Annotated in this window: 21 protein-coding genes and 2 tRNA genes; 9 read left to right on the top strand and 14 right to left on the bottom strand. The window is 33.6% G+C overall.

Annotated elements, in window-relative coordinates:
- Nucleotides 1-72 precede the first annotated feature (72 nt).
- Nucleotides 73-816 carry a DUF2490 domain-containing protein gene (locus QLS31_RS03025; protein ID WP_282742472.1) on the top strand — a complete coding sequence of 248 codons (744 nt, stop codon included), beginning with the start codon at nucleotides 73-75 and terminating at the stop codon, nucleotides 814-816.
- 115 nt (nucleotides 817-931) lie between these two features.
- Entirely contained in the window at nucleotides 932-1,171 is a 240-nt protein-coding gene (locus QLS31_RS03020) for a hypothetical protein (RefSeq protein ID WP_282742470.1), read from the top strand.
- A gap of 98 nt (nucleotides 1,172-1,269) precedes the next feature.
- Here QLS31_RS03020 and QLS31_RS03015 read toward each other — a convergent pair whose 3' ends face one another.
- The 3 genes from QLS31_RS03015 to era all read right to left on the bottom strand — a co-directional run bounded on the left by QLS31_RS03015 (nucleotide 1,270) and on the right by era (nucleotide 4,493).
- On the bottom strand, nucleotides 1,270-2,061 hold the full coding sequence (locus QLS31_RS03015) for an SDR family oxidoreductase (RefSeq protein ID WP_282742468.1): 792 nt from the start codon (nucleotides 2,059-2,061) through the stop codon (nucleotides 1,270-1,272).
- Between the two features lie 79 nt (nucleotides 2,062-2,140).
- On the bottom strand, nucleotides 2,141-3,451 hold the full coding sequence (gene der, locus QLS31_RS03010) for a ribosome biogenesis GTPase Der (RefSeq protein WP_099714481.1): 1,311 nt from the start codon (nucleotides 3,449-3,451) through the stop codon (nucleotides 2,141-2,143).
- A gap of 160 nt (nucleotides 3,452-3,611) precedes the next feature.
- Entirely contained in the window at nucleotides 3,612-4,493 is an 882-nt protein-coding gene (gene era, locus QLS31_RS03005) for a GTPase Era (protein ID WP_099714480.1), read from the bottom strand.
- Between the two features lie 117 nt (nucleotides 4,494-4,610).
- On the opposite strand from era, the gene QLS31_RS03000 reads away from it, so the two are divergent.
- The 3 genes from QLS31_RS03000 to QLS31_RS02990 all read left to right on the top strand — a co-directional run bounded on the left by QLS31_RS03000 (nucleotide 4,611) and on the right by QLS31_RS02990 (nucleotide 5,198).
- Nucleotides 4,611-4,683 (top strand) — tRNA-Met (locus QLS31_RS03000).
- Between the two features lie 137 nt (nucleotides 4,684-4,820).
- Nucleotides 4,821-4,893, top strand: a tRNA-Met gene (locus tag QLS31_RS02995).
- Nucleotides 4,894-4,943: 50 nt separating this feature from the next.
- Complete coding sequence (locus tag QLS31_RS02990) at nucleotides 4,944-5,198, top strand: GIY-YIG nuclease family protein (RefSeq protein WP_282742466.1); 255 nt, start codon at nucleotides 4,944-4,946, stop codon at nucleotides 5,196-5,198.
- Between the two features lie 193 nt (nucleotides 5,199-5,391).
- Here QLS31_RS02990 and QLS31_RS02985 read toward each other — a convergent pair whose 3' ends face one another.
- Nucleotides 5,392-6,246, bottom strand: coding sequence for a leucine-rich repeat domain-containing protein (locus QLS31_RS02985; protein WP_282742464.1), 855 nt, complete (start codon nucleotides 6,244-6,246; stop codon nucleotides 5,392-5,394).
- A gap of 182 nt (nucleotides 6,247-6,428) precedes the next feature.
- On the opposite strand from QLS31_RS02985, the gene QLS31_RS02980 reads away from it, so the two are divergent.
- Nucleotides 6,429-6,911, top strand: coding sequence for a DUF1761 domain-containing protein (locus QLS31_RS02980; protein WP_099714477.1), 483 nt, complete (start codon nucleotides 6,429-6,431; stop codon nucleotides 6,909-6,911).
- 50 nt (nucleotides 6,912-6,961) lie between these two features.
- Here the strand turns inward: QLS31_RS02980 and QLS31_RS02975 are convergent, their stop codons facing one another.
- A complete protein-coding gene (locus tag QLS31_RS02975; protein WP_282742462.1) occupies nucleotides 6,962-7,249 on the bottom strand; it encodes a 4a-hydroxytetrahydrobiopterin dehydratase in 288 nt (95 codons plus the stop codon).
- 98 nt (nucleotides 7,250-7,347) lie between these two features.
- On the opposite strand from QLS31_RS02975, the gene QLS31_RS02970 reads away from it, so the two are divergent.
- Nucleotides 7,348-8,496 (top strand): 8-amino-7-oxononanoate synthase, encoded by a 1,149-nt coding sequence (locus QLS31_RS02970; RefSeq protein ID WP_282742521.1) that lies wholly within the window; start codon nucleotides 7,348-7,350, stop codon nucleotides 8,494-8,496.
- On the opposite strand, the gene QLS31_RS02965 is transcribed toward QLS31_RS02970, so the two are convergent.
- Entirely contained in the window at nucleotides 8,489-9,379 is an 891-nt protein-coding gene (locus QLS31_RS02965) for a diacylglycerol kinase family protein (protein ID WP_099716273.1), read from the bottom strand. The genes QLS31_RS02970 and QLS31_RS02965 overlap by 8 nt on opposite strands.
- 64 nt (nucleotides 9,380-9,443) lie before the next feature.
- Here QLS31_RS02965 and QLS31_RS02960 point away from each other — a divergent pair, with 64 nt between their 5' ends.
- Nucleotides 9,444-10,412: an App1 family protein gene (locus tag QLS31_RS02960; protein WP_099714475.1), complete on the top strand. Its 969-nt coding sequence runs from the start codon at nucleotides 9,444-9,446 to the stop codon at nucleotides 10,410-10,412.
- Between the two features lie 32 nt (nucleotides 10,413-10,444).
- Here QLS31_RS02960 and QLS31_RS02955 read toward each other — a convergent pair whose 3' ends face one another.
- Nucleotides 10,445-12,352 carry an ATP-binding cassette domain-containing protein gene (locus tag QLS31_RS02955; protein ID WP_099714474.1) on the bottom strand — a complete coding sequence of 636 codons (1,908 nt, stop codon included), beginning with the start codon at nucleotides 12,350-12,352 and terminating at the stop codon, nucleotides 10,445-10,447.
- 86 nt (nucleotides 12,353-12,438) lie between these two features.
- Here QLS31_RS02955 and QLS31_RS02950 point away from each other — a divergent pair, with 86 nt between their 5' ends.
- Nucleotides 12,439-12,822, top strand: a complete 384-nt coding sequence (locus tag QLS31_RS02950) for a DUF983 domain-containing protein (protein ID WP_282742460.1) — start codon at nucleotides 12,439-12,441, stop codon at nucleotides 12,820-12,822.
- Between the two features lie 2 nt (nucleotides 12,823-12,824).
- Here the strand turns inward: QLS31_RS02950 and QLS31_RS02945 are convergent, their stop codons facing one another.
- The 7 genes from QLS31_RS02945 to topA all read right to left on the bottom strand — a co-directional run bounded on the left by QLS31_RS02945 (nucleotide 12,825) and on the right by topA (nucleotide 22,628).
- On the bottom strand, nucleotides 12,825-13,877 hold the full coding sequence (locus tag QLS31_RS02945; RefSeq protein ID WP_282742458.1) for an FAD-dependent oxidoreductase: 1,053 nt from the start codon (nucleotides 13,875-13,877) through the stop codon (nucleotides 12,825-12,827).
- Nucleotides 13,878-13,977: 100 nt separating this feature from the next.
- Nucleotides 13,978-14,868, bottom strand: a complete 891-nt coding sequence (gene gldN / locus QLS31_RS02940) for a gliding motility protein GldN (RefSeq protein WP_099716271.1) — start codon at nucleotides 14,866-14,868, stop codon at nucleotides 13,978-13,980.
- Between the two features lie 53 nt (nucleotides 14,869-14,921).
- Nucleotides 14,922-16,469, bottom strand: a complete 1,548-nt coding sequence (gene gldM / locus QLS31_RS02935) for a gliding motility protein GldM (protein WP_099714472.1) — start codon at nucleotides 16,467-16,469, stop codon at nucleotides 14,922-14,924.
- Nucleotides 16,470-16,514: 45 nt separating this feature from the next.
- Nucleotides 16,515-17,162: a gliding motility protein GldL gene (gene gldL / locus QLS31_RS02930; RefSeq protein WP_099714471.1), complete on the bottom strand. Its 648-nt coding sequence runs from the start codon at nucleotides 17,160-17,162 to the stop codon at nucleotides 16,515-16,517.
- A 46-nt stretch (nucleotides 17,163-17,208) separates the two neighbouring features.
- Nucleotides 17,209-18,618, bottom strand: coding sequence for a gliding motility lipoprotein GldK (gene gldK / locus QLS31_RS02925; RefSeq protein ID WP_282742455.1), 1,410 nt, complete (start codon nucleotides 18,616-18,618; stop codon nucleotides 17,209-17,211).
- Between the two features lie 267 nt (nucleotides 18,619-18,885).
- Complete coding sequence (locus QLS31_RS02920) at nucleotides 18,886-20,037, bottom strand: formimidoylglutamase (RefSeq protein WP_282742453.1); 1,152 nt, start codon at nucleotides 20,035-20,037, stop codon at nucleotides 18,886-18,888.
- 71 nt (nucleotides 20,038-20,108) lie between these two features.
- Nucleotides 20,109-22,628 (bottom strand): type I DNA topoisomerase, encoded by a 2,520-nt coding sequence (gene topA, locus QLS31_RS02915; RefSeq protein WP_282742451.1) that lies wholly within the window; start codon nucleotides 22,626-22,628, stop codon nucleotides 20,109-20,111.
- Between the last annotated feature and the right edge of the window lie 241 nt (nucleotides 22,629-22,869).

Below are 22,869 nucleotides of genomic sequence, written 5' to 3'. Positions count from 1 at the left end.
TTAAAAACATAAAACAATACCTATAGGATTTATAGACTTTATGTAAATTTGCCAAAATTGAAATAAAGCTCCATGAAAAAATTTAGAGTCATTTTATTCTTACTGCTGTCTATTCTTTGCCAAGCGCAAACGGATGAAAAAAATATAGATCATCAAAGTATTCTTTGGACTCGTTATTACAATCAATTGCTGCTAAACGAAAAATGGTCTTTGCATTCTGAATTTGACAACCGACTTTTTCTAAAACCAGTGCAAGAAAACTTATATGTCGTCCGAATTCAAGGTCGCTATAAAATCAATGATCATTTAGAGACAGGTGCTGGCTTTGCTTATTTTTCTGTTGATACACAAGTCCCTGAAATTAATCCTGATTACAATACCCCTGAATTTAGAGGACAGCAGGATCTTACATGGAAATCAAATGTTAATAAAGTAACGCTGACACAACGTTTTCAAGTAGAAGAGCGATTTATTCACAATGCTGATAATGTAAAGTTGCTTCCTGGCACCACATTTTTTTGGAGATTCAGATACAGACTCCAAGGTGACTATACCTTTTGGAAAAAAGAAAAACAGTTGTTAAAAGCCGTACTGTCTGATGAAATAATGTTCAATTTTGGAAAAAAAATAATTAGAAATACGTTTGATCAAAATAGAATTTATGCTGCCATACATTATGGACTCAATAGCAATTTAGCATTTGAACTCGGTTACCTAAACAGTTTTCAAAGAAGAAGCAATGGAATCGATTATTTCAACAGAGACATTATCCGCTTCAGTATTTTTCATAAAATTAATATCTTAAAAAAAGTATAAACAGCATTTATAATTTGCTACCGGTAAATAATTATAAATATTTTAAATATTGATTATCAATACATTAACTAATTTTTTAAAATTCGTGCCGTAACTTTATTTAAAAGATATAGCCATGAAAAATTTTGCAATTAAACTCGTGTGGTTCACTACCATTTATGTTTTTGTTTTTGCCGGTTTATGTCAAACTAATGTTGCTTTACCGGTAATAATGACCCTATATTGCGCTGGTATACCGTTGATCCCTTTTATGGTATTCACCGTGATAACTGATGATTATCAAACTACAAAAACATTTAAAGATTGGTACGGCGACCATCCAATGGAAACTTTGGAAAAAGAAGAAGAAAGCTAATCGCGCAAATCCGTTTTTAACAAAGAAATCCCTACTGCTCGGGATTTCTTCGTATTTTAAAATACTATAAGTATCAATTTGAACTATTGAAATTCAGATTATCTAACTTTACTTTGCAGAACAAAACGATGCAACAGTTTAGGAAAAAAACGTTTCAAATAAACGCCTAAAACTTCCTTGCCGCCAATGTAAGCTTCAAAGGTATTTGATTCAACAGCTTTGATTAATTTTTTTACAAAAATAGCCACTGGCATACCATTTAAAGTGGCTTCATCGTCAGTATTTTGTTTTGATCCATCAGCAGTAAGTGCATTAATCGCCACATTCGTTTGGATAAATCCTGGACAAATTAAGGTAACATTGATATTATCATGTTGATGTTCCATTCTCAAAACATCAAAAAAACCGTGTAAAGCATGTTTTGCACCACAATATCCGGAACGATACGGCGATCCAAACTTTCCCATCAAACTGGTAATGGTTACAAAATGGCCTTTCTTATTCTTGATAAAATGAGGTAATAATGCTTTTGTTAAGGCAACCGTCCCGAGATAATCTGTTTCGATGAGTTTTTTATCTACTTCAAAATCGGTTTCTACAATCAGCGAACGCTGGCTAATCCCACCATTATTGATAAGCAGATCCACTTTTCCAAAGGCGGCAATGGCTTTTTCTGCATGATTTTTGGCGTTGTCAAAATCAACCAAATCAAAAGGCAAAATGGCGACTTCTGTGTTTGAACATTTAGATTTTACCGTTTCTAAAGCATCACTATTTCTAGCCGAAAGAATTAATTTGCAATTTTTACCAGCTAATTCATAAGCTAAAGCCTCTCCTATTCCGCTTGAAGCGCCTGTAATCCAAACTACTTTGCCATTTATTGCATTCATATTTTTTCATAAAAATAAAAAAAGTTTATCGAGCTTTTACAAACTCAATAAACTTTCTATTTTAATTTAGAAATAAAAACTATTTCTCTCTGATATAAATATCGATTGGCACTCCTGAAAAGTCCCAGTTTTCTCTAATTTTATTTTCCAGATAACGTTTGTAAGGTTCTTTTACATATTGTGGCATATTGGCAAAAAACACAAATTGTGGTGTTGGTGTTGGCAACTGCATGCAATATTTAATTTTTACATATTTCCCTTTTGTAGCTGGTGGCGGGTATGCTTCAATCACTTTCAACATAAATTCGTTGAATTTTGAAGTAGCAATACGTTGCTGTCTGTTTTCGAAAACTTTAACGGTTGCTTCCAATGCTTTCAACAAACGTTGTTTTGTTAAAGCTGAAACAAAAAGAATAGGCACATCCGTAAATGGCATTAATTCTTCTCTGATTTTAGCTTCATAATCACGAGTTGACATCGTTTCTTTCTCGACTAAATCCCATTTATTCACTAAGATGACAACACCTTTACGGTTTTTCTCCGCTAACCAAAAAATACTTTGATCCTGACCTTCAAAACCACGAGTGGCATCAATAATCAAAATACAAATATCCGCATGTTCAATCGCACGAACGGAACGCATTACCGAGTAAAACTCTAAATCTTCCTTTACTTTTGCTTTACGACGGATTCCCGCAGTATCCACTAAGTTGAATTCGAAACCAAAACGGTCAAATTTCGTATCGATAGAATCACGGGTTGTTCCCGCAATATCAGTAACAATATATCGGTCTTTACCAATTAAGGCATTGATAAAACTTGATTTTCCAGCATTAGGACGACCTACAACCGCAAAACGAGGTAATGCAACTTCTTCTTGGGTTGGTTCTGGTTTCACTGGAAAAGCATCAATCAATGCATCCAATAAATCTCCTGTTCCACTTCCTGAAATACTGGCAAACGTATAATATTCTCCTAAACCAAGGTTGTAAAACTCTACCGCATCTTTCTCACGCATCGCATTATCCACCTTATTTACAGCAAGTAAAACCGGCTTTGTTACTTTACGCAACAATCTCGCAACAGCATCATCCATTGGAGTAATGCCTTCTTCTACATCAACCACAAAAATGATAACATCCGCTTCATCAATGGCAAGTTCCACTTGTTTACGAATTTCGCCTTCAAAAACGTCATCCGACCCACGTACGTAACCACCTGTATCAATTACAGAAAACTCTTTTCCGTTCCACTCGCTTTTACCATAGTTTCTATCTCGGGTCACCCCAGATACTGAATCTACAATAGCTTCTCTTCTTTGTATCAGCCTATTAAAAAGGGTTGATTTCCCTACATTAGGTCTTCCTACTATCGCAACAATGTTATTCATAATATAAATTCAAATATTTTGCAAAGGTACTCTATTATTTTGTAATCTAAGCTATCCGTTTTTTGCGTGAAGGATAGCAGTGAAAATCCTTTGTTGCAATTCTTTTTGCAACAAAGATTGTAACGTATAGCCTGACCCTTGTGGTCACGCCCAAATTATATTATTGATTGTATCCGAATCGTTTTAACATATTTGCGTTGCTTCTCCAGTTTTTATTCACTTTCACGTACAACTCAATATGGATTTGTTTGCCAAAGAATTTCTCTAAATCGACACGGGCTTCCATTCCAACTTTTTTCAAAGCGGCACCTTTATGCCCGATGATAATTCCTTTTTGGGTATCGCGCTCCACCATAATCAAAGAACGGATTCTTATGATGTTTTCATCCTCAAAAAACTCTTCGGTAACAATTTCTACTGCGTATGGTATTTCTTTGCTGTAATTCAACAAGATTTTCTCACGGATGGTTTCATTTACAAAGAAACGTTCCGGTTTGTCTGTCAATTGGTCTTTTGGATAATAAGCAGGTGATTCCGGCAACAATTCAATGATTCTTCCAAAAACTTCCGGTACATTAAAATTCTGCAAAGCCGATATTGGAAAAATTTCCGCATTAGGAACTTTGGCAGTCCAGAAAGCCACTTGTTCTTCCAGTTGCGCCTGATTTGAGTTATCGATTTTATTCAATAATAATAGAACAGGAATTTTGGCATGGATTATTTTATTGAAAAACGCTTCGTCTTTCAACTCTTGTTCTCCAATTTCCACCATATAAATCAGCACATCAGCATCTTCAAAAGCGGACTTCACAAAATTCATCATTGATTCCTGCATTTCGTATGCCGGTTTGATGATTCCAGGTGTATCTGATAAGATCATTTGAAAATCTTCTCCATTTACAATTCCCAGAATTCTATGACGTGTTGTTTGTGCTTTTGATGTGATTATTGACAATCTTTCTCCAACAAAGGCATTCATAAGTGTTGATTTACCAACATTTGGATTCCCGATGATGTTTACAAAACCTGCTTTATGTGACATTTCTATTATAATTTATTCCGCAAAGGTAGTCATATCAAGTCAATAGACGAAATAAAACATTTTTTAAAATTTTCGTTGGAAATTTAGAAATTCGTCGTACATTTGCACCCGAAACAACGCGGGATAGAGCAGTAGGCAGCTCGTCGGGCTCATAACCCGAAGGTCACAGGTTCGAGTCCTGTTCCCGCTACTAAGAATTTTATTGAAATTACAAACGCACATCGCGGGATAGAGCAGTAGGCAGCTCGTCGGGCTCATATCCGCCACGGCGGACACAGATTTAAGCCAAATGCTGTTAAGAATTTTATTGAAATTACAAACGCACATCGCGGGATAGAGCAGTAGGCAGCTCGTCGGGCTCATAACCCGAAGGTCACAGGTTCGAGTCCTGTTCCCGCTACTGAGAAAAAACCATCAATTTTATTGATGGTTTTTTTATACCTTGTAATTATGGATGAATTTGTTGTGTACATTCTATATTCTGAAAAATTCGAAAAGAATTATACTGGTTTTACTTCTAATTTAATTGAACGATTCAAATCTCATAATCTTTTAGGGACAAAAGGATATACTTTAAAATTTAGACCTTGGAAGGTTATTCATGTTGAGTTTTTCAATTCAAAATCAGCAGCAATGAAAAGAGAAAAATATTTAAAATCCGGAATTGGGAGAGAATTTATTCAAAATTTTAATCTAAACTTATAATTTGAAACATTCACGCTTACCACGTGAACGGCTTGAAAGCTTCAGAAAAATCAGGAGCTTACAACTACACCAAAACAATCTAAACAAAAAAAACCTGTGAAGCAAACTTTCACAGGTTTAGACAAACTAAGTTTATTAAAACAACTAAATATGTAATATCAAAGAGTAATGCAAACTCTTTATTATTTCTAAATTAATCTTCAGAAGCAATAGCTGTATTTTTACCAGCATTAACTTCTAATAAAACCGCTACTCCCTTATCATTTATCATTGTCATATTCAACGTATCCAAAACTGCTAAATTTCTAGATGTTAATCCATTAAACTTATTATAAGAAATATTCATTTCTTTCAATTTATCTAATTTCTCAAGCTCGAAAGGTATCTGACCAATCATTTTATTATCAAACAAACTAAGATTTTCAAGTGATGTCATGTTTACTACTTCACTACTTAATCCCCCTGAAAGTTTATTACTGTTTAAAAGCAATGTTTTTAGCGTTTTTATTTCATATAATGAAGTTGGGATTTGCCCTACTATTTCATTATTGAATAACGAAAGTGTTTCTAATTGATTCAAAGCTCCAATTTGCATTGGTAATTCTCCTGAAATGGCATTCATATACAATTCTAAATCTTTCAAATTACTCATATCACAAATAGAAGAAGGAATTGTTCCTGATAGTCTATTGAAAGAAAGATTCAATACTTTCATTTCTTTTAATTTCCCTATTGAAGAAGGAATTATTCCTGATATTTGATTTTTGTGTAAATCCAATTTTTGTAAACTTATCAGGTTTAAAAGTTCTTCAGGAATTTCACCAATCAAATTGTTATTGTCCAAGGTAATAGAAATCACTTTATCGTCTTGCAACGTAACACCATGCCAAGTAGAAATAGGTGATGTTAAATCCCATTTTACTTTCCACTGATCTCCATTTGTAGATTGATACAGTTTTACTAACGCATCTTTCTCAGATTGAGACACATCTGCAAACATTGAAAAAGAAAACAAAAGGGTTAAAAATAGAGTAGTTATATTTCTCATAACGTTAGAATTATTTCTTTAATACACATAAAACTACATACTACGAAACTAATCAGCAAATAAAATCGACGAAATACACTGTTTTGTGATTTTTATAGCGTTATATCTTACAAGAATGTTCGATTTTCTTAATTAAATATTAATTTGTTAAATTTGATTTACTAATCTTTAAAACCAATTTTATGGAAATCAATTTTCTGGCACTTTTTGTTGCTGCGTTATCTACACTTGTAGTAGGATTTGTTTGGTACAATCCAAAAGTTTTTGGAACCATTTGGATGAAAGAATCCGGTATGACCGAAGAAAAAATGAAAGGAGGAAATATGCTCTTGACATTTGGACTATCATTACTGTACGCCTTTTTCATAAGCTTTATAATACAAATGCTGACAATACACCAATTTGGCGCATTAGGAATGGTGGGAGGAGATCCAAGTATCGCAAAACCTTCTTACGAGGCTTTTATGGCAGATTACGGAATGGCATTCAGAACTTTCAAGCACGGAGCTTTACATGGTTTTATGACTGGACTATTTTTAGTATTACCGGTTATAGGAACTAATGCATTATACGAAAGAAGAAGCTTCAAATACACTCTGGTAACAGGTGGTTTTTGGATTGTATGCTTTATGATTATGGGAGGAATTATTTGTGCCTGGAAATAATTTCCAAAAAAATAAAATAAATTTCGTCTTGGCATTCTTCAAGACGAAATTTAATTTTTTTTTTGGATTCCCTCAATAGCTTTGGCTAAATCTAAATCCTTATCGGTAACTCCGCTTGCATCATGTGTTGTCAGCCTGATTGTGACTTTATTATACACATTGAATAATTCCGGATGGTGATTTCTTTTCTCGGCCATCACTCCTACTTGCACTATAAAACCTAATGCTTGAGTAAAATTTGAAAAGGCAAACTTTTTCTCAATTCCATTATTAGCAAACTGCCAATCTTTAAGCGCCTTTAACTCTGGTTGAATTGTCTCTGCTGAATAGGTTTCCATAATATACTTTTTAATTTATATAAAGTTAGTTAATTTCGAGACATTGAGAAATACTTTAACTTTATTAACTAATTTTGAAAAAAAATTACTCTTCAATTTTGACTACACCTTATTCTTTTAAAATTTATAGTGAGACAGCGCAACTTCCTTCAAACTGGGACGACTTAGCTGTTTCAACCATTTTTTTATCCAAAAAATACTTGGAGATTTTAGAAAAATCATCTCCGGAAAATATGGTGTGTCATTTTATTGGACTATTCGAAAATGAAACTTTAGTTGGGATTGCTCTCTCTCAATTTTTAGATTTAAACCTACTGGAATCTTTTGGAGATCGAGACAAATGCATTAAAACCACTGTTCGAAATTTAGTTTTCAGAAATTTCGGTTCTCATGTTCTTGTAATTGGAAACAACATGCTGACCGGGCAAAATTCTTTTGCACTTTCAGAGTTTATTGATAAAAAGAAAGCGTTGCAAACCTTGAGATCAGCAACAACAGCATTGAAAAAAATGTTTCAGTCCAAAGGTAAAAAGATTCATATTACCACCTATAAAGATTTTCACAAAGAAGACATTACGAACTTTGGCATTCCGGAATTCGAAAATGATTATCAGTTTTCGACACAACCGAATATGGTTTTTCACATCAATGAAAACTGGAAATCTGAACAAGATTACATTGACTCACTTTCAAAAAAATACAGAGATCAATACAAACGAGCCCGAAAAAAAGCAACCGTTATTGAGAAAAGAAAAATGCATTTGGAGGACATCATAGTTCTGGAAGATACTATTTATGACTTGTATCTTCATGTGGCCAAAAATGCGCCTTTCAATACTTTTTTTCTGCCTAAAAACCATTTTAGGGTTTTCAAAGAAATCTTTAAAGACAAGTTTCTTTTTTATGGCTATTTTATTGATGAAAAATTAATTGGATTTAATACTTTAATAAAAAATGGTTCCGTAATGGACACTTATTTTCTGGGGTATGACGAAAGTATTCAACGCGAAAAAATGCTGTATTTGAATATGCTCTATGATATGATCGCATATTCCATCAATAAAGGTTTTAAGGAAATTGTGCTTGCAAGAACGGCATTGGAAATTAAAAGTTCTGTTGGTGCAAAACCTATAAAAATGTATGGATTTATAGCCCATAGCAATCAAATAGTCAATTCGTATATGCCTAAAATATTTAGATATCTGGAACCTGAAACCAATTGGCAGGAACGAAACCCCTTTAAATAATCCCGCTGATTAAATTCGGAATAGCTACTTTCATTTGTTTGGGTAAAATTTCAATGTTCAGATTTGTCTCGGTACCGCAATATTCCCCATCAATTTGAAAACTAACTGGAACATTTGTCCTAACCATTGCTTTATCTGTAGAAATTATTTCAACATCTTCTGAATCTAAAGGCATATTTCCTGAAATAATTTTTCCAAGTACTACCAAATCTAAATTTTTCAAAATAACTAATTCAAACTTTCCATCATCCATAACGCCATTAGGATTGATAGAAACTCCTGTACCGTATTTTTGAGAATTCGCAATCACAATCATTCTTGCTGTACATTCAATTGTTTCAAAATCGCCTGTTATTGTTGCAGTAAAAGGATCGTCTAAATCAATCAAAGTGGTAACTGTTTGTATTGCGTATCCCCATTTTCCTCGAATACTACTATTTTCATAGTTCTTAATCATTTCTGCATTTACGCCTAAGTCGCTCAAATGGATACTTTTTTTCCCATTGATAGAAATCATATCTATTTCCATGTAGTCGTTATGAAATGCGATTTCTAAGTTTTCTTCGATTGTGGATGGCAAATTTAAATCTACAGCTAAACCATTGGCAGAACCAGCCGGGATAATCCCAATAATAACGTCATGGTTTTCCATAGCCTCAGCAACCATTTTTATTGTCCCATCACCACCGGCAACAATAATTCGTTCCGGATTATAGGTTTCATAGAGCACTTTTATATTCTCAATATCAGAGGCTCCCGAAGTATTATAAATTACAAGATTTAAATTCTCGTTTCCTGCAAAAATTGTTGTCGCATCAATCAACTCTGATTTATCAACATCACCAGAGATTGGATTTACAACCAGCATAATATTATTTTTCAAACTTTTTCTTCTTTTATTGATTAAAAACAATTAATTTCAACAACACTCAAAAGTACTACAATAAATGAAACCAATTTTAAAATTATATCGCGGCTATGCTAATGAACAGGAATTGATTGTGATGGGGCATGTTTTTAAGCCAACAACAATTCAAGAGTATAATTTTCAAAAAAAGAATCTGAAAAACGCTACTTCGGTAATTAAAATGTTTCAAATAAAAACACAGGCAAACGCCGATGTATACTTAGAACACAACAATGCCAAAATTCATACCAAAACATTAATCGACGGTTATTTTAAATTCTGTGTTCCATTAGACCAAAACACTAATTATGGATGGATTGATTATGAAGTAAGTATTGTTTACAAAAATGAATCCATAACAACCCGAGACAGTTACATTCGACCTCACAAAGGAAATTTAGGAATCATATCAGATATTGATGATACTTTTTTAGTTTCGCATACACTGAATCCTTTGAAAAAATTATATGTTTTATTATTTAAAAACGTAAACAAGAGAAAAATCTATGAAGATGTTGTGACGCATTATCAGGCGTTAAGCACAGCAGGAAGGGAAAACAAAGAGGAATTCAATGCTTTTTTCTATGTTTCCAGCAGCGAATGGAATTTGTATCGTTTTATCACAAAATTCACCGAAATTCATCAGCTCCCGAAAGCAGTTTTATTATTGAAGGATATTAAAACAAGCCTCACTGATTTTTTCTTGACCGGCAGAGGCAATCACAATCATAAGTTTGACAAAATAAAACACATTTTAGAATTTTACCCTAATTTAGAATACGTGCTTCTTGGAGATGATTCGCAACACGATCCATTTCTATACGAGGCCATTTGTAAAATTTTTCCAGTAACCGTAAAAGCCGTTTATATTAGACAAACCGGAACTAGCAAAAAAGAAAAAGTAACCGCGGTTTTGAAAAATTTAGAAACCTTGAAAGTTTCTGTTTGTTATTTTCAAAATAGCAGCGAAGCCATTGCGCACTCTAAAATGATTGGGATTATTGCATAAAAAAAGAGTTCCAAAATTGGAACTCTCTATTTCTATAAATTATCTATTTCTTCCTGAACTATTTCCCAATCAGAGAGAAGTTTGTCCAATTCTGCTTTTTTCTTATTGTATGCCGTGAAAAATTTAGCGTCTTCAATGTGTTTATCATAATTAGAAGCGAGCATTTTATCATCTTGCTGAATGTCCTTTTCTAATTGTTTGATTTGACTCTCGACTTTGCTCAATTTATTCTGCAACGCTTTCCCTTTTTTCTGATCTTCGTAAGAAGCTTTGTTGCTTTCTTTAGGCGCAGCTGCTTTTTGGGCATCTTTTTTCTCCACTTCACGCATATTTTCCATATTGCGTTGCTCTAAGAAATAGTTGATATCCCCTAAATATTCTTTTATTTTTTGGTCTTTGAATTCGTAAACCAAATTTGACATTCCCTGCAAGAAATCCCTATCGTGAGAAACCAGCAATAAAGTTCCGCCAAATTTTTGAAGTGCGGCTTTCAAAACATTCTTAGATTTAATATCCAAGTGATTCGTAGGCTCATCCATCAGCAAAACATTGATTGGTTGCAAAAGCAATTTACATAGCGCTAAACGGTTTCTTTCGCCTCCAGAAAGGACTTTTACCTTTTTTTCTACATCATCACCACGAAACAAGAAAGAACCCAACATATCGCGTACTTTCATTCGGTTTGTATCTGCAGCAGCATCCTCCATGGTTTGCAACAAAGTGATTTCGCCATCCAGATATTCGGCTTGATTTTGCGCAAAATAACCCAGCTGTACATTATGTCCTAACTTGATATTTCCTTTATACTCGAATTCGTCAACAATAGCTTTAATGAAAGTCGATTTTCCTTGTCCGTTTTGTCCAACGAATGCAATTTTACTTCCACGTTCCACTAACAAACTGATATCTTTCAAAATCGTTTTATCACCGTAACTTTTAGTCACGTTTTCGGCTTCAATTACAACTCTCCCCGGTTCTTTTGAAACAGGAAAAGTAATATTCATCACCGAGTTGTCATCTTCATCAACTTCGATACGTTCTACTTTATCTAATTTTTTGATTAATGATTGTGCCATCGATGCTTTGGAAGCTTTAGCACGGAATTTTTCAATTAATTTCTCGGTTTCTTCAATCTTTTTGGCTTGGTTTTTTTGCGTTGCCAATTGTTTCTCACGAATTTCATGACGTAATTCTAAATATTGAGAATATGGTTTATTGAAATCATATGCTTTTCCTAGGGAAATTTCGATCGTTCTGTTCGTCACATTATCCAAAAACATTTTATCGTGCGAAACAATCACCACAACTCCAGGATAATTTCGAAGGAAACTTTCTAACCAGATGATACTTTCTATATCCAAGTGATTCGTAGGCTCATCCAGCAACAAAACATCATTGGCCTGCAATAATAATTTGGCTAATTCAATACGCATTCTCCATCCACCCGAAAAAGTTTCGGTTTGATTGTCGAATACATCTCTTTTAAATCCTAAACCAAGTAAAATTTTCTCGGTATCTCCCACATAATTATAACCACCTAATAAATCAAAACGATGGGTATAATCGGATAAATCTTCAATGATTTGACTATATTCATCACTTTCATAATCCGTTCTTGTAACTAACAAGTGATTAATCTCTTCGAGCTTTTTCTCTACAATTTTAATCTCTGTAAAAGCTTCGTATGCTTCTTCCAAAACTGTTCTTCCTTGTTCAAAATCAATATCCTGACGCAAGAATCCCATACGAAGATCTTTCTCTTGAGAAATAACACCTGAATCAGGAGCAAAATCTTTAGCCAACATTTTAAGCATGGTAGATTTTCCCGCTCCATTCTTTCCTACAAGACCCACACGGTCTCCGGCACCCAATCGAAAGGTAACTTCTTCAAACAAATAAGTACCACCAAACGAAACGGATAAATTGTGTATATTAAGCATGTATTGTTATTTTATTCCTTTTCGAATGTGTAAATTTGTATCCCGAATTGTCGGGACTAAAAAAGGAAAAATTAAATTTTTTGCAAATGTTAAAAAAAGGATCCAAATTATATAGCATTTTAACAGGAACTTGTCCTAAATGTCAGAATGAGAGTATGTATTTGGACAAAAATCCGTTACATTTCAATAAAATCTTGAAAATGAATGAAAATTGCAGCCATTGTGGTTTAAAATATCAAATTGAACCTTCCTTTTTTTATGGCGCAATGTATGTCAGTTATGGATTGAATGTCGCTGTTGGAATAGCAGCTTTTTTAATCTCATTTGTAATCTTTGGCTCCAGCCTAAAAGTGGCTTTTATTGCTATAATTGCCTCACTTATTGTCTTATTTCCATTTGTCTTGCGCTGGTCCAGAAACATTTACATCAATATGTTTGTTTCGTATGATCCAAAAACGAACCAAAAATAATATTACTGCTGCCCTTTAGGCAGAAATCTTTTAATATCAATTTCCTTATTTAGTGGAACTTGATATTCTATATTTTCAAATAATGCTTTTGCCATTGCCGGTCCCAGCATAACTCCTCTGGTTCCCAAACCATTTAGAATATGTATGAATTCATAATTTCTATGCGTTCCCACTAATGGTCTTCTGTCTTTTACAGTAGGTCGAACGCCAGCAAAATGCTCGACAATTTCAAAATCACACGTAATAATTTCCTTTATTCTATCTACTAATTCCGTTTTTCCTTCCTCAGTAGGTAAATCTGTCTTATCTTTCCAATTATACGTTGCACCAACTTTGAATAAATCATTCCCAAGTGGTAAAATAAACACACTCGTATTCACAATTACATCTAAATCTAACTCAGGTGCTTTAATAATAAAAAGCTCTCCTTTGGTCCCGTCTAAAGGCAACTGATTAAAATAGGGATTGGCATGCATCCCAAAACCTTCCGCAAAAATGATATGTTTGGCGTGAATATTTTTATATTGAATACCGTCAGAATTAATTATTAAAGCATCATAATCAAAAGATTCTTCTTGAAACAAATTGTTATGCTTTAGATACTCTCTGTATTTATTTAAAAGCAAAGCGGTGTCTACATAGCCCGTTTGTAAAACTTCGCCATAACCATAAGGAGAATCAATTCCTATGTACTTTTTAGAAATCAACTCTGTTGACAAAAAAGGAGCAAGCGCAACTTTATCCGAAGCGGCAAACCAATTATTCTGTTCTTCAACGGAAAAGAATTTTCTTAAAATAGGACTTTTGAAATCAACCTTACAATTTAGTTTTTCTTCTAAAATAGTATAAAATTCATTCATTAAAAATAATTGCTCTTGAGCCTTCCAAACCTCGCTAAAACGTTTTAAAATAACAGGATTATACAAACCTCCAGCAATTTTAGATGAATTTTGAGAATTATTATCCAATACTAAAATAGATTTATCATTCCGCAAAGCAATCTCTGCGAATGAAATACCTGCTAAACCAGAACCTATAATTAAATAATCAATCATTTGAAATTATACCTTTTAAATAAGTGCAAAGTAAACACATTAAAACAAAAAAACTCTTACCATTATAGTAAGAGTTTTTTAATTTACTTTAAAACCGGTATTAATAATTCCACATATCTTGTTCGAAATTGCGAATTTTTTCTTTTACTCTTTCCGATTCTAATAATTGATTTTGAGCGTTATCTTTCATGTATTCTTCAATAGTTCTATCGCCGTATACATTTTCTTCTTTGTAAATGACACTATTAAAACGCCTCGAGTTTAATATTTGATCAAATGAAACTGGCATCGCTGAATTTTTATCATTGAACGCTTTTGCTTCATGCAAAACATCTCTTGCAGCCGGGAAAAATACCCAGAACAATTCGATATAATCCTTTTCATCACTGTTCATTGTATAAACATCCGGAGTTACAGGACAAATTCCCAATAAACGATACTTCAATTCACTCTGACGTTTGTCAAAATACCAGTATCCTTTAATTTTATATTGGGTTACATCTTGAGCAGCTAAGTCTTGTCTTAAAATATACTCATCAGATATTTGGTTTCCTGCATTAATTTGTTCTCTACCTGCGTCAGTAGTATCTATACGAGTCAATGAAGTTTGAATATCTTGCATTGATTTTTTGGTATTAAAATAACTATCGGTATACACCTCAGTAATTTTACCATTTTTCAAAGCTTTCGTAAGTACATCATACAAAGACCTTCTATCAGAACCAATATTTGAAGTATCAATAGGAAAATACAAAGCAAAATTAATTTTTTCACTTAAGTCAATAATTTCCCATGTAGTCTTACCCATTAAAACATCTCTATCATGCACATAACCATAGACTAATGGTTTATCATTATCTGAAATGAGTTGTGCTGCAGTTTTAAGTCCTATTTGGTCAGGAGTTTTTGCATTAAGCAAATTAGACTGTCCAAAAGAGGCGAAACTTCCCGTAATAGAGACAATAGCGATTAAAAAATTTCTTACATTCATCATGGTATCATAATAAGATATTGAAGTAGGTCAAATATAAACTTACTTATTATTTATTGTATTTCAAAAATTACTGGAGCAGTTCTTGGCAATAAATAGCTACCTGCACCTACAAGTTTTGTTTTTATTTCAGAAATAGTAACTTGATCTCCTCTAACTGCTTTTGAAAGTACAGCATTACACTGTGCATTCAATTTATTTCCTGTAACAACTACAGTAGGCTGACCAGTTACTTTTAAATTAAATCCAATTACGTTTAATCCAACTTCAAAGTCGAAATCAACTAATTTAGCTCCAATAGTAGCAATTTGTAAATTTGATTTAGGTCCTTTTACAACACCCATTTCTCCTCTAATAGTTCCTGTTGGACCAGGAATACCTTTTATTCTAAAGGTTTTCTTGTCAGAAACTTTAGAACCGTCAGGAAGTGCACCAGTTACATTAATAACCACTTCAGAACCTGAACCTGGACTCATATTGTATTTACCACCACCTGCAGAACTTAATCCTGGAGCGCTAGCAGAAACTTTATCAGCAGAAACTCCTGCAAAAGAAATAGTCATTGGGTTAACAACACCTCTGTAAACTACATTCATTTTATCAGCAGAAATAGTAGCCGATTTTGGTCTCGCAACAACAACATATTTATCTTTAATAGGTAAGCTAACTACTTTCCCATTCTCATCAAAATTAAATGAACCGCCAATAGCATGTTCTCCAATATTACCAGCACCAAAAGAGAACTTAGCTTGACCCGCTTGCGCTTGTACACTAGATCCATTAACAATAACAGATTTTGCTTTTAATGATGGATCAAATTTACCTAGAATAATTTTTCCTGTTACCGCCTCTCCTTGAAAGAAAACCGATTTATCAAGAACTACAATAGGTTGGTAAGCCGTAAGTGATGCTGCAGCAACTAAGTCCGACTGGAACATTCCTGTCATTACATCGCTTTCAGTTGTTTTGATATCTGCTTGCAATTGAGACAATTTAGTAATTGTAGCAATAAGTGGATATCCCTTATAGTTGTAATCAATCCAATCTAATTTAGCACCTGCTTTTTCAGAATAAACTGGTTTTGTAGCAAATCTAGCTTCAATCTTTTTCATTTCAGATTCAGCAATTGAACTTCCACCAATTGCTTTTATTTGAGTTGAGAAATTATTGATTTTATCTAAGAACTCTTTACCTTGTTTAGAAACTCTATCTCCAGTAAAGAACATTCTGTCAATTAAATCTCCTTTATCCATTTGCTCGTATGGCAAATTTCCTTCGGCATCTCTTTCAAATTTCGTAGTAACCTTTGTTTTGATATTTTCTATGTAGTCGTTAAACTCTTTAGACAAAGCTCTAATTTTTTCAACTTTAGCTTTTTTATCACCAAATTGACCTGGTTGATCCACTGCTTTTTGAGCTAATTGTTGAAATGAACTTTCATTTCTAGTATCAGTTATAGAGTTAGACTCTACTATTTTATTATTTAAAATCCCAAAAGCTGATAATACCTCTTTGGACATATTTAATGCTAACATCGCGATAAAAACCAAGTACATTAGGTTAATCATCTTCTGTCTAGGGGTTAGTTTTCCTCCTGCCATATTTTCTACTAATTAGTTTGTTGTTTTTTTATAGTTTGAAACTAATTATCCTTTATTACCCATTGCAGAAAGCATTCCACCATAAACATTGTTCAATGAAGCAATATTTGCAGTCATAGATTGCATTTGTTCTTTTAATTTTCCTGCATTTTCAGCAATTTCTTTATTTGCTTCAGCATTTCTTGAAGCACTTTCTAATTGTACTTTGTATAAGCTGTTTAAAGATTCCATCTGTGCCGCAGCCATAGACAATTCTTCACTGTATTTTTTAGTTGCAGAAATAGAATCTACTGTTGGAGCAATTCCTTTGGCAGCTGATTCAAAATTTTTGATACTATTCCCTAAGCTTGCCATTAATTCTCCATCAATTTTAGCATCTTTCAACATTGCATCCAATTTTTGAGACAACAATCCTTGAGTATCAGCAGGAGCTTCAACTTTTTTCTTAGATTCACCTTTTACTCCATTTGCTAATTCAGGATAAACTAATGTCCAATCCAATTCATCATCAACTGGTTCAAAAGCAGAAAGAGCAAAGATTAAAGCTTCAACAACAAGACCTATTGTAAGCATTAAATTCCCTGTTATAAATCCAAATTCAATGTGTGTAATTTTGAATAATGCTCCAATAATTACAACCGCAGCTCCCATACCGTATGCGAAATTCATTTGTTTTTTACTTAGTAATGCCATAATAGTTTTTTTTTAATTTAATAGATATAGATTTGGTTTCTTTTATTTATTTCTTTTTCCCGTTACCGGTGGTTTGAAGTCCCATGTAATCTTGAACTGTTCTAAAACCGATATAACTTCTTGCAGAATCTGCATATTCATGATCACGAGTACTCACTTGAAGGAAGTAAGCAACATCTTTCCATGAACCACCACGAACCACTTTTCTTTGATTTTTATAATCCTGAACATTCGGGTTCATTGAAGAAACATATTCATAAGCATTTGGATCATATGATGAATCAGTCCACTCAGAAACGTTTCCAGCCATATTATAAAGATTATAACCATTTGGCTCATAGGATTTTGCTTCTACAGTATACAACGCTTCATCTGCCGCATAATCACCTCTGTTAGGTTTGAAATTCGCCAAGAAACAACCTCTGTCATTTTTAGTATAAGGACCACCCCAAGGATAAGTAGCTGATTCTAAACCACCTCTTGCTGAATATTCCCATTCTGCTTCTGTTGGCAATCTGAAAGAGTTTATTAAATCGTGACCTTTCTTTTTAGATTTTATGTAAGTATTTTTATTTAAAGTTCTCCAAGCGCAAAAAGCTTTTGCCTGAGTCCATTTAACTCCTACAACTGGATAATCCCCGTAAGCTTTATGCCAGAAATAATCATTGTGCATTGGCTCATTATAAGAATAAGCATAATCTTTAATCCAAACCGTTGTGTCAGGATATACTTTTACTTCTTCTGTTCTGATGAAGTTTTTTCTATTTCCTACTTTAGCTTTTGCAGCTGCCTGGATGTCCATCCAAGAGTAACGGAATTTTAATTTATTTACATCTATAGTTCTTAATCCATTGTATGAAGCCTCTATTGGCAAATACATTGAATCCATTACTTCGGCGTAATATGCATCTGGATACAACTTAGTATCCTTGATTAGTTTCACTTTCTTGTTAAGCTTTCTTCCTGCATAAGGATCATCAGCAGTACCTACACTATAATAATTATCATACATGTATTTATCATAAGCTGTCATCTTTTCAGGATCTGAATCATTAAAAGCAAAATCACCAATACTTCCGGCATTTTTACCTTTACCTTTAGCATCTCCCGCACCAGCAGTCTGACCACTTTCATCAGCAAGAATAGCTAATCTAACTCTCATAGTAGAATCTTTTACCCATTCTACAAATTGACGGTATTCACTATTGGTAATTTCCGTTTCATCCATATAAAATGAACGAACAGTAACAGTTTTTGTAGGAGCATCTTCCACATTAGCTAAATCACCATCTGATTTACCCATAATAAAAGCACCACCAGGAATTAAAGCCATACCATAAGGCTTTTCAGGATGCCATTTACCTCCATTAATACCAACTAATTCTCCTTTATCGCTTGATTTACCACAGCCGATTAAAAGGGCCAAAATTGACGTATATGCAATGAACTTCTTCATATAAATTTGGTTATCTATTCATTATTTTTAAGTGTGTAAACCTATTTATTATTTATTAATAAAACAATATTTTTGTTATGAAATTAATTTGAGCTCAAAAATAATGTTAAATAAAATACAAAAAAAATATTTTGTCGATAAAATGCTAAAATAATCGATAAAATACACAAAAATCGATTTTTTTATCTATTTTATAATGTTAAGCTTATAAAATCCATTAATTTTTAAACAATTTTCAAGGACAGAATTGTAAATGTAAAATAATGATTACAAAATATTCTTTCGTTGTGCTTTCCACCATCTTTCAGGCAATTCTTGGTTGCATGCCAATAAATATTCTTCATAGGAACATGGTAATAACGTATTTCTTTTTAGTTTATTATTAACATTTGAAATAAATGGAATTTCTATCCACCATCGATCCGTTTTATCACTTTTATAAAAAACAAGTTCCTCTTCTTCTAATGGAACAATGTATTTTAAATAATTCTCTTTGCTTCCAAAAGGATACTCATTAGAACGATAATGAAACCCTTCTATGAAATACCAAATTATCTGTGCAATGATGACCGATTCTTGTGCTGAATTATTATGATTGAATATTCCAAATGATGATACTTTATCACTTATTCCCGCATATCGTGACAAAGAACAAATTTCTTTTCCATTAAAACCATTTGGTGCAAACGAAATAAAATTTCCAGAATCAGATGATTTAACCGAATTCAAATCAATACTTACTAAATCAGCATCTCTAAAAACAGGCTCCGAAATAGAAATATTATTAGAAACTTCCCCTAATCTATAGGCATCAAAAAACAGTTTTTCTATCAAATCTATTTCTTCCTGCGAATTAAAATACGTTTGATACCCAATATTACAATAATTGAAAAGATTATTAGGCTCGTCTACAATTATTTTTGTCAAATAAGACGAAGACGAGACTTCCTCTTCATCCTTACCAAAATCAAATTTATTATCAATGGAAACTAGGTTGACCATTTGTTCCAAATCATCGTAAGCTCTGTAGAGCGCGTACGTCAAATCTTGAGAACCGCCAATAACTATAGGAGTTACTTTTTTCTTGATTAAACTTGCAACCACTTTTTTTAAGGCAAAATAAGTGTCTTCAGCAGAATTTCCTGCCAGAATATCGCCTAAATCAGCAATAGAAGCATCCCAATTTCCTGGAAACAATCCGTAAAGCTCTTTTCTAAGTGGTATTAAATCTACATCCGAAACAGCTTTTTTGTCTCCTCGATTTTCTAAAACGCCTATTACAGCAATTTTAATCTTATTTAAATCCGGAAACTGTTTTTCTGTATGCAGCACAATTTTACTTCCCAATTGCTGAGAAGTCAATCCGTTTATATAAGCAAGGATTTCATCATCTACGGGTTTCAGAAAATCAAATTCCATTTTATTTCTTTTTTTTCCTCTCCCCGACCTCTTCATAGGAGAAGGAAGGTAAGAATGGAATGTGTTTATACTTATTTCTTCTTAACAGCTGCTTTCTTAGCTGCTGGTTTTTTTGTCGCTATTGCTTTCTTTGCCGGTGCTTTTTTTACTGGTGTTTTCTTGGCAATCATTTCCTGAACTTCGGCTAATGTCAATTTTGTGGCATCAACATCTTTACTTAATTCAATTTTGATTTTACCTTTAGTAATTACCGAACGTCCCCAACGGGCTTTTTCAACTAAAATTCCTTCTTCTTCCCAATTATGCAAAACCTTATCAATATTCTTTTGCAATTTATCTTCAATCAAGGCTTCAATATCCGATTGAGAAAGATTATCAAAGTTATACTTTTTACTCACATTAATAAACAAACCGTTCCATTTGATAAAAGGACCAAAACGCCCCACACCTTTCTGTACACCTTCTCCTTTATAAACTGCTATTGGCGCATCGGCGGCGGCTTTTTCATCAATTAATTCCTGGGCTCTTTCAAAATCTACATCTAATGGATTTTCTCCTTTTGGCAACGAAACAAAAGCGGCTCCGTGACGAATATATGGACCATAACGACCATTACTCACCTCAACTTCTTCTCCTTTATATTCTCCAAGATTTTTTGGCAACAAGAATAAATTCAATGTTTCCTCTAAAGTGATGTTTCCAATATTTTGATCTGCCATTAAACTGGCAAATTTTTTCTCTTCATCATCGGCAGCTCCAATTTGAGCCATTGGTCCAAATTTCCCTAAACGCACCGAAACTGGTTTCCCTGTTTTTGGATCTGTTCCAAGAATTCTTTCACCGCTTTCTCTATCTGCATTCGCTTCTACATCTTTCACAGTTGGGTGAAATTTATCGTAGAACTCTTGCATCATTTTTGTCCAAACGATATTTCCTTCTGCAATTTCATCAAAATCCTGTTCCACTTTTGCAGTGAAATTATAATCTAAAATGTTTCCAAAATTCTTAACCAAGAAATCTGTAACAATAGTTCCAATATCTGTAGGAACTAATTTCCCTTTATCAGAACCTGTATTTTCCTTCAGTAACTTCTCTCCTACTTTCCCGGATTGTAAAGTCAATTGCGTATAATTACGTTCTTGACCGTCAAGATTTCCTTTCTCCACATAATTTCTGTTGATAATCGTAGAAATCGTTGGCGCATAAGTAGAAGGACGACCAATTCCTAATTCCTCTAATTTTTTTACCAAAGAAGCTTCCGTATATCTTGCTGGTGGTCTAGAATATCTTTCGGTTGCTGAGATATAATTGTTTTGTAATTTTTCGTTGACTTTCATCGCAGGCAACATTCCTTCTTGCTCCTCTTCATCGTCATCATGACCTTCTAAGTATACTTTCAAGAAACCTTCAAAAAGCAAAACTTCTCCAGATGCCGTGAATATTTCACCGTGATTATTTGCTTCAATTTTGACGTTAGTACGTTCTAATTGGGCATCACTCATTTGCGAAGCCAATGTTCTTTTCCAAATCAAATCATACAAACGCGCTTGATCTCTGTCGATATCTACTGTATGACGCGACATATCTGTAGGACGAATCGCCTCATGCGCTTCCTGTGCTCCTTTGCTTTTATTGACAAAAGTTCGAGGTTTAGAAAATTCTTTTCCGTAGGATTTGATGATTTCCGCTTCAGCAGCTTCCATTGCATCTTTAGATAAGTTCACACTATCCGTTCTCATATAAGTGATAAGTCCGGCTTCGTACAAACGTTGTGCGAGTTGCATGGTAATTCCAACAGGCAAATACAATTTACGAGCGGCTTCTTGTTGCAAAGTCGAAGTGGTAAATGGACCAGTTGGTGATTTTTTGGTAGGCTTCGTTTCTAAATCGGCTACCTTATATGTAGAACCTATATTTTTATTTAAAAAATCTTCGGCTTCTTTTTTAGTATTGAAATTTTTAGGCAGTTTGGCTTTGAATGTTTTTCCAGATTCGTTAGTAAATTCAGCCACAACAGAATATGTTGCAATGGCTTTAAAATTCTGAATTTCTCTTTCACGCTCTACAATCAAACGAACAGACACTGATTGTACACGACCCGCAGAAAGTCCCCCTTTTATTTTTCTCCAAAGTACAGGCGACAATTCATAACCAACCAATCTGTCCAAAACACGACGCGCTTGTTGTGCATTGACTAAATTATAATCGATTTCTCGTGGATTATCAATTGCTTTTAGAATCGCAGTTTTAGTAATTTCGTGAAAAACAATTCGCTTAGTTTTGGTTTTGTCTAATTTCAATTCTTCGGCAAGATGCCAAGAAATAGCCTCACCCTCGCGATCCTCATCACTTGCTAACCAAACCATTTCGGCTTTTTTTGCTAATCCTTTTAATTTGGTGACCAACGCTTTTTTATCGGCAGAAACTTCATATTTAGGTTTGAAACCATTTTCTACATCTACTCCAATTTCTTTGGAAGGTAAGTCAGCAATATGCCCATAACTGGACTCTACTTGAAAATCACTTCCTAGAAATTTCTCGATTGTTTTTGCCTTTGCAGGGGACTCAACTATAACTAAATTCTTTGCCATTGCTCTATTTTTCTGGGACAAAAGTATCTAATTTTTTTAAATATTGGGCTTTAGATTTTATTTTTGAATTATTTCACAATCATTAATAGGTAAGTTATTGCCATACTCGACTGTTTTTTAGCCTCGATTATAGTGAAAAGCCCGGAGCAAAAAAGTAAAAGTTTCCTGTTCTAAAAAAGCGACCAACGGAAGCTCTTTTCAGGACTTTGGAAACTTTACTTTTTTTGTGAGTCTCGAAAGG

Source organism: Flavobacterium sp. XS2P24 (genome assembly GCF_030010285.1).
In the GTDB taxonomy this organism is placed as follows: domain Bacteria; phylum Bacteroidota; class Bacteroidia; order Flavobacteriales; family Flavobacteriaceae; genus Flavobacterium; species Flavobacterium algoritolerans.
The sequence above is the reverse complement of the archived record's forward strand: the minus strand, read 5'-3'. Positions and strand labels throughout refer to the sequence as shown.